We start from the raw sequence: 12,039 nt of genomic DNA, 5'->3' as shown, positions 1-12,039 counted from the left end.
GAGTATATTAACGATATTTGAATTATATAGAGGGAGGAAGAATTAGTATGAAAAGTTTCGCGAAATTTTTTATTGGAGCCGTTTTTGGATTTTTCATTATGTATGCATTTTTAGGTTTAGAATTAGAAATATCCATGTTTGATATCGCATATGAATTGATATGGATTCTAGGGTCGATTTCCTTGATTCTATTAGTATTAGCTCTCGTAGGGATGCTGCAAATCAAACGAAAGGCATCAAGCCCTCTAGAAGGAGAAGAGGAAGATGATCGTGATAAATGGCAATACAAAAAGTTTAATGATGTTTCATTAGTGGGGAACATCAGTATGATTTTTTCCATTGTTACATTAAGCATAGTCATAGTAACCAAGCAAGAATTATTACTGACTATTTGTGCGTTAATTCTAGTATTGATTTCCGGAGCAAGTTCATTTGTATCGCCCTATTTGATGAAAGTGATGTATCCTGAACGCGATCTCCCAGAAGTATCAGATAAAGATTATACGAAAAAGCTACTTGCTTCTTCTGATGAAGGAGAGCGACATGTGATGCTAGAAGGGCTTTATTATACTTTTAATAGCACGAACATATTACTTGTGGGTGCGATGATTATTTTGACGGTCTATTCTGTTAGCTCTGAACAATCACAACTATTTGCTATTTTTATTATTGGACTCATCTTGATTACGATCAACACGCAGTATATTTTACAGATACGTAATAAGTGAGTAGGGATTCTACATGAAAGACCACTACCACCAGCAGTTGTAGAAAATCTCAAGGATGTATACAAATTAGAGCGGACTTACCATTCCAATGCAATTGAAGGAAAAAATAAAGTATTTTCATTTAAAAAATGGAAGTACTTTATTTTTTATTTAGACCTCAGATATTGATCTCCATAGGTCTTAAGTAATTGCACCTGCCCCAAAATAGTGATTTCACCCTATGTAATTGTGACTTCTTTATATGTTAAAATTTGTAATGGATATGATTTCCTTTACATAAGAGGGGTGGAATATGTCGAATTGGAAAGTGAGTATCAAGGAAGTAAATGACTTTGATCAAGAAATAAAAAGAGAAACGACCTCAATCAAAGAAGCATTACATAAGGTGCAAAGAAATATAGATGAGATCATTAATATGCAGCAATTTCAAGGAGAAGTAGCGGATGCAGCAAAAGAATATTTTCAAGTTTTACATGAGACATTGCTTCAAGCACTTATCGGTGTATTTGAACAGCTGGAAGCAAACATAACCAAGCATCTCCAAGCGTACTCAGATGAAGTAGATAGCAGTAGCCATGCCATTATACAAGCTAATTACTTAGAATCAGAAGAACATGATATACTAGATACATATCGACAACTAGAGCATGTACAAAGAGATGTGGAACGGATAATAGATAGTGTTTCAGACTTGACTACTGCCCAATCTCCATCGACTTATCATCCATTAGAATCCAAAGAAAATAGTATTCGTGTGATGAGCAAACTATCACGTAAATTGAGTAGCTATTCTTTGGGATCATGAGCAAGAACCAGAAGACCCTAATGATATGAGTAATATGTTTTTTTTAGCAAATGATATTGATGAATTCTTGGATAGTTTATATGAGGACACACAAGGGTAAAAGAAATTTTAAAATGAATTACATTATAATGCTTCCTGAAAACACTTGATTGTCAAATAGATAACAAGTGTTTTATTTTTTTGAAATTATAATTCTGGGCGATATTATAAGATCTTTCATCAACTAACATTTGGTGTACTAGATGCGGGGTGAGGTATAAAGGAAGGCTTCGATCAACGTTATCAGGCATTACAAGATGACGTAAGTGTCTCCACCTTTTTAAACTATGCTACGATGGGGACAACTGAAATGACAGTAAATGCTCTTAACCCTGAGGAGGCGTATTCACCAGAACACTGGTTAAATAGCTTCGGTTTAGCGACGCTTATTGCTAGTGGTCGGTTAAGTGCCGCTTCTAATCAGATATTAACCAAGCCTACATTGACGCAACCGAAACCTGCAGTAACCATTCCGAAAAGCCAGAAGACAACAAAAACACAGCTTATCCCTTTTCGAACGGATTATATCAAGGGGAAAATGGACAAAGCTCTAGAACAAATAGGAAAAGTAAAAGTTCCTGTCCTCGTGAAAGAAGAATTAGCAACTGAATTTGGTTCGTTATCTATGTTGCGGATGGAGACGAAAAGGTTGCAGGATACGCAGTTGCAGTTGTTTAAAGGGAATGGTATTAAGGGTAAAGATAATGTTAAGCAAGGAGATAAAAGTTCTCTAGCCCCTGGTGGTGGATTAGCTGCTCATGAGTTAAAAGGTGGGCATTTAATAGATAGGCATGTCGGAAAAACGGATGGACAATTATTGGAGAGATTGAAAAATAACCCAAAAATTACTGGTTCTTCTACTTTTAAGGGTAGAATGACAGCTGAGAAAGTTGCTGATACAGTTCTTAGAGACCCTAAGAATATCAAGAAAATCTAAAAGTGGATATCTAACCCAAATAGTAGACCTACCTTACCTTTAAAATTCAAAGGTGATGGGGAAATAATTGGTAGAAGTGCTACTAGAAATTCAGAAGTAATAGAGAATGTTACAAACGCAAAAATAATACTTAAAAAAGATAATAATGATAGATTTATTTTAACAGGATATCCTGTTAAATAGAAAGAAGGGATAGTTTATGGATGAAATTTATGATTACATAGAGGAGCTGGAAGATTTTTTAGGAGGAACATTTCATCAAGACATCAGTTCTCCAGAACAAGCATTAGATGAGTTTATAAATGAAGCTAGCATAGGATGTCTGCTGTCTACAATAAAGGATTGTGAGAAGTTTTTGAATAGTAATTTAACAAAACAGGAGAAAGAAAATATTATTCAAAATAATGCCGAAATTTATTTTCCAGCTATTGAATTAACCCCTCTACAGTGGCTAAATAATTTAGTAGAGAAAATGAAAGAAGGAGTGAAAACAAAATAAAAATAAAAAATTTAAAGATAACCTTGATTGGCTAATGCCCTTCAAGGTTTCTTTTTTATGGGGGCGACCTAGTGCCGAATGAACCGCTAGTTATTTATAGAATATAGATAACCCATATAAGCCCTATATGATGTTTTTATGATTATATTGCTATAAGCACAATTCCCTACAGGATTATTGAACCCAAGAGCTTTCGAGATTATACAGGTTCGTTGTTTTATAGAAAATATTATAGATTACATTAATGATCACACATTTCCTCATAGACACAAATGGGATTGGTCTAAAAAACCTCCTAGACCAAAACCAGAATAAGAGGAGGATTACTTATGAGTAAGATTCATGATAGTAAAATTTTAAAATATCAAATAGATTTTGAGTATTCAAAAATTGAAATGATAGTGGAATACGATCAAGATGAACAAGTAAAAATTTTATTTAAAGATTTTTTTGCCTTTCATTTTGAAAACCAGCTATTTGGCAGCATACTTTTTGATATAGTTGAAGGAGATATCGATTCATTTGTGTTAGAAAACAAAGAATTGTTAGATAAGGAAAAGGATTATCTTTGGCCCATGGATTATGAATGTGTAGAGGATTTGATAAATTATATCGAGGAAAATAGTTATCATTATTATAAAATATATGCTTCATACGGATTAAACGGATGGATTCTTTCTAAAGGGGTACTCTTTGAAGAATAAAATGGATAAGGTGGTAAATTAGTTAATTCTAGTAAATTAATAAGCGAAAATCAATGTAGACAAAACAGAATTATATTAATCTGAAACTTGATTGGCTTTACGCTTTTAAGGTTTTTTAGTAATGTAAAAAGGGATACGGGATGATGTCTGTCTCCTTTTTACTACAATTTATATTACTCTTATTGTCCAAGTTCATTTAGAGGCTTTTGAAGAATGACTGATAAGTTAGCCATTCAAGGTTTTGTAATGAGAAAGAATTATTTAGAATCAAAAACTCATGATGGTAAGCAAATCTACAAGATTTTAGTTATCAATTAAATAAAATAAAAACTATTCAGGAAGAAATCAATTAATTGGTGGCGGTTATCTAAAAAGATAACTGTCTTTTTTTTTAATAGGAGCGTGTTACTAGAATAAATTTAGAAAGTAAAGATAAGCTCTGTAAGCCCAATATGATGTTTTCCTGAATTATAAAAATGTAGAGAAGTTTAAACCATTACTGGCTTTGCAGAATCTAATTGGTAAATGACATTTTATAAAGGAAGAATTTTAAACCTGCTAGCTTATTGTTAATTTGTTATAATGAGTGAGTAAGAAATAATAACCTGTTTAGTAATGTAGAGAGACAAAAGTAAATAAGGTAGGAACAAAGTGTACGGAAGCAGGTGATTTAATTGGAACAACGGGTAGTGCAGGATCTACTGGAATTAGTTAATCAATCATTCGAAAATAAAAAGCTATTTCTGGGTAAAACGACAGACGAAACATTTTCGGTAGTGAAAATGTTAGGAGAAGATGGTAGAGAACTAGAAGAATTTAATAATCTTACTATGGATCTTAAAGAATCCTTTTGTCAGCTTATCTATCTTGGTGAACAAAAACCATTAATCATAAACGATACAAGTAAACACCCTGTTACCAAAGATTTGGCTATTACGAGTCAAGCAAATGTAGGGGCATACATGGGTGTACCTGTTTTTTATAAAGATGGGAAAATGTTTGGTACTCTTTGTGTAGTGGGTACAGAAAAAGGATCTTTTACAGAGAGGGATGAAGAGATACTTGAAAAATTCTCTCATCTATTTTCTTATGTACTAGAACTTGAGAAGTTAGCAACTATTGATAGTTTAACAAACTTATACAATAGACATTACTTGTATGAAAATTTCTTGCATATCAAAAATAAAAAAGCGATCATGTTACTTGATCTGGATAATTTTAAAGAAGTGAATGATACGTATGGTCATGATGTAGGTGACTTGGTGTTAAAAGAAGCTGCAAGTCGAATTAACCAGCAAATCGGAAATAATGATATATTAGCTCGAATTGGTGGGGATGAGTTTGCCATAGTGATTACGGAAGCAAATAAGAAACCGTTAGAAGCTATTGCAAATGACATTATTAAAGCTCTATCGGAATGGAGCAACTACCCTGTTGCTGTTTCGATTTCTACCAGTATCGGAATATGTATGGTCGATGAAGGTAATGCGAACAATATTCAATTAGCATTAAAAGAGGCAGACACAGCGATGTATGATGCGAAAAGAAATGGGAAAGGTACCTTTATTGGGCTAACGTAGAGTAAAATGTTCATCACTTCGGCTAATCCTTTGATCTAACACAAACGTCTAATCTATTTGGGCGTTTTTTTTTTTGAAGGACAAGAAAGAGAGAAATGAGAGAAAAGTGTCCGTCATAAGCGTGGTGAAGGACAAAAAATCTATCACTAGTGAAACATAGCGTTTTTTAACATACTATACCTGCTATTTTAATCGAAAAGTAGAACGATTGATCATATCGATGTCATCTCTTAATTGGACTTGTTTGATTAGTTTAAATAAAGCTGCATCTTTTTGCTTTGCTTCGATCATACAATCAATTTGTGGTACTGTTCCATTTATTTCTTTTAAAAAATGAAAAAACATATCGATATCTATATAATCAGCATGGTGACGGATCTTTTCTTTACTTTTTGGGCTGGATATATGCATTTTGATCGGGAGAGGTGAATGTTTCCATGTTTTTATAATACGCTCCCAGTTGTCCTCCCAATTCTCCGTTTGATGATGGACAATGTGATGATGATAGTCAAAAACAAGAGGAATCCCCAATTTTTCACATAAAAAAAGCGTATCATCCAAAGTAAAAGAAGTATCATCATTCTCAAGCATGATCATTTTTTGAATAGCTCTGGGAACAACCATCCAATTGTCCACAAATCGCTCCAATGATTTCTCTGTTTCTTTATATTTTCCACCGATATGTATCACACATCGGTGCTCAGGGTCTATTCCCATTCCTTTTAACAATAAATAGTGCATTTTTAATGTGGTAATTGAATTTCTCAATACTTCCTTTCTTAAAGAATTTAGTAGGACAAAATGATCTGGATGGAAATCTACCCGCATTTGATGCTTCTTTACGTATTCTCCAATTTCATTTAGATTCTCTTTGAGTGGTTTCAGATAATTCCAATCCAAAAGCTCTTCATGGTTAGCTAATGGAATAAGTCTTGATGTTAAACGGTAAAAGTATATATCTGAAGCTGCGTTATGCTTTAAAATTCTCAATGTATTATGTAAATTATGGTTGGCGATACGCTCTAATTTACGAACGGCTGCCTCTCTATCAGCTATCTTATCAAATTGCTTAAACGTCATCGTTTGTGACGGTGAGGCATTTTGAACATATTTGCTCATTGCAACATAGCCAAGGCGGACAATAGTCATGTTTACCTCCAGTATTAAGAAAGTTTGAGATAGTTTTTCCTGAAATGCGTTGCTATATGTAAAAGTATTGAATTTATTTAGAACATATTTTTTAATGATTTTCATAAATAGAAAATACTGAAATTATAGCAAATTTTTTAATTTTCTATGGTCCCCAAGTAAGTTTGGCGATATGAAAATAAGCTGGATTTTCGATACGCTAGATTCACCGGTAATACGAGATAAGCGCTTATCATATAGGAGATAAGTAATGCATTTTGAAGAAGTGTTGAAAAATTATGAGCGTATGATCCACCACTTAATTCATAAATATCAGATTCGAGACGTGGAAGGGGAATTTTTTCAAGAAGGATTAATCGCTGTATGGGAAGCTTTTAAAAGTTATGATAAAACAAAATCAAAATTATCTACTTACGTTTACAGCTGTATTGCACGTCGTTTTATTAATAAAATCCGTAAAGAGAATCGCGAAAGAGAAAAACACCAACAATGGCTAGATCAAGTGACCATAGAGGATTTGATGATAGAAGACGACCTGAGTTTAGATACACGGATGTTGTTGGATATACAGGAAGAACTTTCAGATAAGCAATGGTGTTGGTTCGTAGAATTTGTCTTGCATGATCGTTCCGTCAGATCCATTGCGGAGCAACAAGGAGTTACAGAAAACGCGGTGAAAAATTGGGGGAAACTTGCACGGAAGAAAATTCGTCATACGTTAGAGCAGAAGGAATACTTGTAAAATATCCAGTCGTTTTGGATAGTGGTAAAATGAGGAATATGCCATAACGTCTATTCTCTTCCTGTTTATAAGATCAAAGAGAGTTAAAGAGCTTGTGTTCATAATAACATAAGTTTTAGAATGGAGGAAAAATATAGTTAATTTAAAGTGGTAGTTAAGTTAACAAGGTTAAATGGAAAGGAGAATAAAAGGGTGGTTACAGAATGGGATATCCAGGAAGTTAAGCGTTTGAAAAAGAAGTAATTGGTTCAATACAATCTAGGAATGTTTTTGTTTGTCGCTCTGTTTACGTATTTAATGCTGAGCGGTGTGGCGGCTTCACTTCTTTTTGGATTTTGTTGCGTGTTTTGCTGGGTTATAACAGCCTATATGCTGTATACCATTATGACAGGAAAGACGATCGGTACAAAAACAAGTCAACGGGTGCAGGCCTTTGACAGAGACCATATGGGAGAGAAGCGCTGGAAGCGAAAAACATTAACAGAAGCTCTTATCCTCAGTGTGCTAAGTATTATTTTAACAGTGTGCTTGTTCGTTCTTGACTTTGACTTTGTACAATTGGATTTTCCTATATCGGTTTTTCCACTTATCGGACCATGGATAGGTTTTAATATTGGTGAAATCGTTAGAATGAACAATTTATAGATGAGATAACGTCTAGTCCAAAGAACTATAGGAGACAAGATGACCATAAAAAATGGTCATCTTTTTCTTTTGTAAGAGTAAATCATGTTATGATGAAGACACGTAGACTTAATCCAAGAACGGGGATGATTTAACAGTAAGTGGAAGGAGGCTAATTTGATAAAAAGAAAAGACATCAGTATAAGAAAAAACGCGGAAGATATATTGAATCTTCAAATACTATCATATCAGGTAGAGGCAGAAATTATTGGTTCATATGGTATACCACCATTAAAGGATACAGTCGATACGTTGCAAAGTTGCGGAGAAACTTTCTTTGGTTATTATGACAATGAAGCATTATGTGGAGCAATATCTATAAGAGTAGACGATGAAACATTGGATATACATAGGTTAATCGTCCATCCCAACCATTTTAGGAGAGGTATTGCACAAATGCTGTTCCATTTCATCGAAAGTAAGTTCAAGGTGCAAATAATAAAAGTAGCAACAGGATCTAACAACACACCAGCCATTCATTTTTATAAAAAGAATGGATTTCAAAAGATGAAAGAAGTCCGGGTAAATAAACAACTATCGTTGACCTTTTTTGAAAAAAGGATCATAAATAAGGAGGAAATAAACATGGCAAACAATAAAAAGGAGTTGTCACTAGAACAACAGGGAGAATTACTTGAGACATTGCAAGCGCGTTTTGAGAAAAATATGAACCGTCATGAAGGTCTTGAGTGGGCTAAAGTCCAAGCCAAGCTAGAAGCTAATTCTGATAAACTGTGGTCGCTTAATGAAATGGAAAGAACGGGTGGTGAACCGGATGTTGTGGACTATGATAAAGAGAAGGATGAATACACTTTTTATGACTGTTCAGCAGAAAGTCCTAAAGGTCGCAGAAGTGTTTGTTACGACCGCGAAGCACTGGAGGCAAGGAAGAAACATAAACCAGATAATAGCGCTATCGATATGGCAACAGACATGGGCATTAAACTGTTAACGGAGGAGCAATATCGAGCGTTACAGGAAATGAAAAGTGTCGATTTAAAAACCTCGAGTTGGGTGCAAACGCCTTCGGATATTAGAGAACAGGGTGGAGCCCTTTTTTGTGATTATCGCTACGGGCATGTCTTCTTGTATCACAATGGTGCGTCCTCTTATTATGCTGCCAGAGGGTTTCGTGGCTCGTTAAGGGTTTAGTTTGTTTTTCCATACAGCCTCTCGCCAATTTAGCAATCGATATATTCTCTTTTTTTACACAAGTGGATGATTATCACCTGTTCTACTAAATAGTGGAAATTACCTATTGAAGTTGTTGCATATTAATGGTATTTTTTACATTGTTAACTAAACTTGAAGAGGTGACGAAGTGGAGAAGAATAATACGCAAGAACCGGAACAAAAAGATCAGATTGAAGAGGTTAAATTAGACCAGGAAACTGGAGAGGCTGTAGCAATCTCGACGAAAAAAAAGAAGCAAGACAGCTCATCTACAAACTTTGATTTTGGAGAAAGTGTAAAAGAAACAAGAAGTATTTTGAAAGATGCTATCCTAAGACCACATGCAATTGTGAGTTCAAGTAGAACGATTCGTATCCAAACAAGTGGACTAATTTTATTGGCTTTATCATTATTGATAGGTATTTGTACCTTCCTTTTTTACAGGTTTGGATTTGATGGCTTATTAAGTATGTTTAGTGATATTGGATTTATGTTTGCAATCAGAAGTATTTTTTCTTGGGTTATTACGTTTGCTGTCGGCTATTTTTCCCTATACCTGTTATTGCTTTATACCGGTAATAGAAAGATGGATCACAAGGAATTGCTGACCAAATATGCGATCGTCAATATTCCTTTTTCAATTGTCTTTTGTTTAGTAATTCTACTTTTTGGATTTTTAATGGTAGATTTATTTGTGATTACATATGTGTTTGCATTAATGCTCTATGGAGTATTGCATATCTATCTATTCCTTGTTCATATGAAGGAAGCGAAATTTGATTTGTACTGGACAATTGCTGGATATTTATTAGTATTAATCGTTGCAACCTATGTACTAAATGGAATTGATATGGCTACATTTTAAAGATTCATAAGACCTCATAGCAAAAAGACCTCTTGTACGAGGTCTTTCTCTTTGTTATTTCTTTTCATCATTAAACCAAAGTGGATCCATATTATCTACATCGCCATTATAATTAATGACAATCTCATCACCAGCAGTTATATCTGTGTATGCATAAAAGTCAAAGGTATGATTATCAAAGTTAATCTCATAATTGGCATTTGGTTGATAGGAATGATTAAATAGCATTCCGTAACCAAAAAGGATAGCAGAATGATTTATGCCATACTCGAATGCGTAATCAGCAAGCAAGGTTTTTTCAATGTGTTTGTGCTCTTCATTTGGATAAGCAATAACAGGTGCTTCATGGATAAGCTCCCCTTTTTTGATATCAATTTTAGCGAACACTCCTCGATTGAATTCCCCATCACTGAGTGCGGATGTTTTTATTTCTATTATGTCGTTCACCTACTCACTTTTTTAATTTACTTCATCTTGAAAAGTTCGTTATAGCATTAGACTTACGATAATCCTCAGAATTAAATAATACCATTTATAGTGGGAGAAAACAATTAACCAGGGATTTGCCAAGATAACCGAACGAAGAATAAGATGGAATTAATGGAACTAAATGTTAAAATAATGGTGTAATGGTTACGATGCAATCAAGAGCTTAGGTAATAAAAAAGGGGAGATATGGTGAGAAGGGTGGAAGTTTGTCCGTATAATGAAAAATGGCCGGAAATGTTTTTGGAGGAAGCAAACCAACTTAAAATCATTCTTGGGAATAATATTGTAGACATTTACCATATAGGCAGCACATCAGTTCCAGGGTTAAAAGCCAAACCCATCATTGATATGATGCCAGTTGTTAAGGATATTAATAGAATTGATAGATTCAATGCAGAAATGCACAAGATTGGATATATACAAAAAGGAGAAAATGGCATACCTGGACGGAGGTACTTTCAAAAGGGTGGAGACAATCGTACTCATCACGTCCATTTTTTTCAGGTTGGTAGTTATGAAATAAAGCGACATTTAGCTTTTAGGGATTACTTACGATTTCATCCAGAATCAAAAAAAAGTTATGGAGAGTTAAAAGAAGCATTAGCACAACAGTTTCCCTATGATATTGGATCATATATTGAGGGTAAAGAACAACTTGTAAAAGAAATAGAAGCAAAAGCAATAGACTGGTATGAAGGATACTTTAAAGGAAAGCAATAAAAAGTAGGTGAACCGCTTATGATAAAAGTAAGACCTTTAGAAGATAAAGATTATCAACTAATTAAAGAAGCCGAAAAAGTAATTGAAAAAAATTATAAGTATGGTCGACATCATATTGGTTCAGCTGTAAGAACAACATCTGGCCGTGTTTTCTCAGCTGTCCATTTAGAAGCAAATGTCGGTAGAATAGCGGTATGTGGGGAAGCAATGGCAATTGGCAAATCTATATCTGAAGGTGAGAACGAATTTGAAACGATTGTAGCAGTGGCGCATCCGCATCCAAATGAAGACATAGAGACATGTTGGGTTGTTTCTCCTTGTGGTATGTGTCGAGAACTAATCAGTGATTATGGAAAAAATACGGATGTCATCATTTCTTATCATAGTAAACTAGTAAAGTGTAATGTGATGGAGTTGTTACCAGAGAAGTATACAAAAGAAGTGGAGTAATATATATTTTCAAAACGAATACAGACGGAGGTACTTGAATGGAGTTTGAATCTGTAAAAGTGGAAGTTTTGGTTCCAGAAGAGTATATAGAAAGGCTGCGAGATGAGTTAAATAATATTGGTCTATTAACTGTTGGAATGTATGATAATGTTGTTTCATATTCTGTTGTGAAGGGATACTGGAGGCCATTAGAAGGATCTTCCCCTTTTGATGGAACGAAAGGGGAAATTTCCTTTGGATCTGAGTGTAAAATGGAATTTAGATGTTCACTCGAAAATATCGCTGAAGCCAAAAGGGTTATTAAAAACATCCATCCTTATGAAGAGCCTGTTATTAATATCATACCTTTATTAGACTTATAAGTTCAGGATAAGCGGACAAAAGAAAGCCAAAAAGGGAAAAAGTGTCCACGAGAACGATTCTCGCGGACAAAAGAAAGCCAAAAAGGGAAAAAGTGTCCACGAGAACGATTCTC

14 protein-coding genes and 2 pseudogenes are annotated in these 12,039 nt (G+C 34.3%); 14 read left to right on the top strand and 2 right to left on the bottom strand.

The annotated features are described in order from the left end of the window. The first annotated feature begins 47 nt into the window (after window positions 1-47). From GH715_RS19325 to GH715_RS19300, 6 genes and pseudogenes are all read left to right on the top strand, one after another. Window positions 48-728 carry a DUF3169 family protein gene (locus GH715_RS19325; RefSeq protein WP_153836795.1) on the top strand — a complete coding sequence of 227 codons (681 nt, stop codon included), beginning with the start codon at window positions 48-50 and terminating at the stop codon, window positions 726-728. A gap of 292 nt (window positions 729-1,020) precedes the next feature. Next, complete coding sequence (locus GH715_RS19320) at window positions 1,021-1,533, top strand: T7SS effector LXG polymorphic toxin (protein ID WP_153836796.1); 513 nt, start codon at window positions 1,021-1,023, stop codon at window positions 1,531-1,533. Between the two features lie 334 nt (window positions 1,534-1,867). Then, window positions 1,868-2,692 (top strand): annotated as a pseudogene (locus GH715_RS21900) (RNase A-like domain-containing protein). Between the two features lie 16 nt (window positions 2,693-2,708). Continuing rightward, window positions 2,709-3,008 (top strand): contact-dependent growth inhibition system immunity protein, encoded by a 300-nt coding sequence (locus tag GH715_RS19310; protein ID WP_153836797.1) that lies wholly within the window; start codon window positions 2,709-2,711, stop codon window positions 3,006-3,008. A gap of 329 nt (window positions 3,009-3,337) precedes the next feature. After that, on the top strand, window positions 3,338-3,712 hold the full coding sequence (locus tag GH715_RS19305) for a hypothetical protein (protein WP_153836798.1): 375 nt from the start codon (window positions 3,338-3,340) through the stop codon (window positions 3,710-3,712). A gap of 674 nt (window positions 3,713-4,386) precedes the next feature. Next, complete coding sequence (locus GH715_RS19300; protein ID WP_153836799.1) at window positions 4,387-5,292, top strand: sensor domain-containing diguanylate cyclase; 906 nt, start codon at window positions 4,387-4,389, stop codon at window positions 5,290-5,292. Between the two features lie 183 nt (window positions 5,293-5,475). Here the strand turns inward: GH715_RS19300 and uvsE are convergent, their stop codons facing one another. After that, window positions 5,476-6,441, bottom strand: a complete 966-nt coding sequence (uvsE, locus tag GH715_RS19295) for a UV DNA damage repair endonuclease UvsE (RefSeq protein WP_018930615.1) — start codon at window positions 6,439-6,441, stop codon at window positions 5,476-5,478. A 250-nt stretch (window positions 6,442-6,691) separates the two neighbouring features. Between uvsE and GH715_RS19290 the strand changes: the two genes are divergently transcribed. The 5 genes and pseudogenes from GH715_RS19290 (at window position 6,692) to GH715_RS19275 (ending at window position 9,905) form a co-directional block, all read left to right on the top strand. Then, window positions 6,692-7,183, top strand: a complete 492-nt coding sequence (locus GH715_RS19290; RefSeq protein ID WP_153836800.1) for an RNA polymerase sigma factor — start codon at window positions 6,692-6,694, stop codon at window positions 7,181-7,183. Between the two features lie 384 nt (window positions 7,184-7,567). Then, window positions 7,568-7,828 carry a hypothetical protein gene (locus GH715_RS21675; RefSeq protein WP_228760349.1) on the top strand — a complete coding sequence of 87 codons (261 nt, stop codon included), beginning with the start codon at window positions 7,568-7,570 and terminating at the stop codon, window positions 7,826-7,828. A gap of 156 nt (window positions 7,829-7,984) precedes the next feature. Then, a pseudogene (locus GH715_RS21670) lies at window positions 7,985-8,413 on the top strand (GNAT family N-acetyltransferase); the annotation flags it as partial. A gap of 39 nt (window positions 8,414-8,452) precedes the next feature. After that, window positions 8,453-9,019, top strand: coding sequence for a DUF4256 domain-containing protein (locus GH715_RS21665; protein ID WP_228760350.1), 567 nt, complete (start codon window positions 8,453-8,455; stop codon window positions 9,017-9,019). 169 nt (window positions 9,020-9,188) lie between these two features. Then, window positions 9,189-9,905, top strand: a complete 717-nt coding sequence (locus tag GH715_RS19275) for a hypothetical protein (RefSeq protein WP_153836802.1) — start codon at window positions 9,189-9,191, stop codon at window positions 9,903-9,905. Window positions 9,906-9,959: 54 nt separating this feature from the next. On the opposite strand, the gene GH715_RS19270 is transcribed toward GH715_RS19275, so the two are convergent. Beyond that, window positions 9,960-10,343, bottom strand: coding sequence for an SET domain-containing protein (locus GH715_RS19270; protein ID WP_026287183.1), 384 nt, complete (start codon window positions 10,341-10,343; stop codon window positions 9,960-9,962). Between the two features lie 240 nt (window positions 10,344-10,583). Between GH715_RS19270 and GH715_RS19265 the strand changes: the two genes are divergently transcribed. Genes GH715_RS19265 through GH715_RS19255 form a run of 3 tightly spaced genes read left to right on the top strand, consistent with a single transcriptional unit; the run spans window position 10,584 to window position 11,926 of the window. Next, window positions 10,584-11,114 (top strand): GrpB family protein, encoded by a 531-nt coding sequence (locus tag GH715_RS19265; RefSeq protein WP_205601872.1) that lies wholly within the window; start codon window positions 10,584-10,586, stop codon window positions 11,112-11,114. Between the two features lie 18 nt (window positions 11,115-11,132). Continuing rightward, window positions 11,133-11,564: a cytidine deaminase gene (locus GH715_RS19260; RefSeq protein ID WP_153836804.1), complete on the top strand. Its 432-nt coding sequence runs from the start codon at window positions 11,133-11,135 to the stop codon at window positions 11,562-11,564. Window positions 11,565-11,602: 38 nt separating this feature from the next. Next, complete coding sequence (locus GH715_RS19255) at window positions 11,603-11,926, top strand: YqfO family protein (RefSeq protein WP_153836805.1); 324 nt, start codon at window positions 11,603-11,605, stop codon at window positions 11,924-11,926. Window positions 11,927-12,039: the final 113 nt, after the last annotated feature.

This window comes from Gracilibacillus thailandensis (assembly GCF_010994055.1).
GTDB lineage: Bacteria > Bacillota > Bacilli > Bacillales > Amphibacillaceae > Gracilibacillus > Gracilibacillus lacisalsi.
Note: the sequence above shows the minus strand (reverse complement) of the source record. Positions and strands in the feature narration are given on the sequence as shown.

Excerpts from the sequence above, each read along its gene's own strand:
- GH715_RS19260 (WP_153836804.1), top strand. The coding sequence starts at position 11,133 with ATGATAAAAGTAAGACCTTTAGAAGATAAAGATTATCAACTAATTAAA.
- GH715_RS19320 (WP_153836796.1), top strand. The coding sequence starts at position 1,021 with ATGTCGAATTGGAAAGTGAGTATCAAGGAAGTAAATGACTTTGATCAA.
- GH715_RS19305 (WP_153836798.1), top strand. The coding sequence starts at position 3,338 with ATGAGTAAGATTCATGATAGTAAAATTTTAAAATATCAAATAGATTTT.
- GH715_RS21675 (WP_228760349.1), top strand. The coding sequence starts at position 7,568 with ATGACAGGAAAGACGATCGGTACAAAAACAAGTCAACGGGTGCAGGCC.
- GH715_RS19290 (WP_153836800.1), top strand. The coding sequence starts at position 6,692 with ATGCATTTTGAAGAAGTGTTGAAAAATTATGAGCGTATGATCCACCAC.
- uvsE (WP_018930615.1), bottom strand. The coding sequence starts at position 6,441 with ATGACTATTGTCCGCCTTGGCTATGTTGCAATGAGCAAATATGTTCAA.
- GH715_RS21665 (WP_228760350.1), top strand. The coding sequence starts at position 8,453 with ATGGCAAACAATAAAAAGGAGTTGTCACTAGAACAACAGGGAGAATTA.
- GH715_RS19255 (WP_153836805.1), top strand. The coding sequence starts at position 11,603 with ATGGAGTTTGAATCTGTAAAAGTGGAAGTTTTGGTTCCAGAAGAGTAT.
- GH715_RS19310 (WP_153836797.1), top strand. The coding sequence starts at position 2,709 with ATGGATGAAATTTATGATTACATAGAGGAGCTGGAAGATTTTTTAGGA.
- GH715_RS19325 (WP_153836795.1), top strand. The coding sequence starts at position 48 with ATGAAAAGTTTCGCGAAATTTTTTATTGGAGCCGTTTTTGGATTTTTC.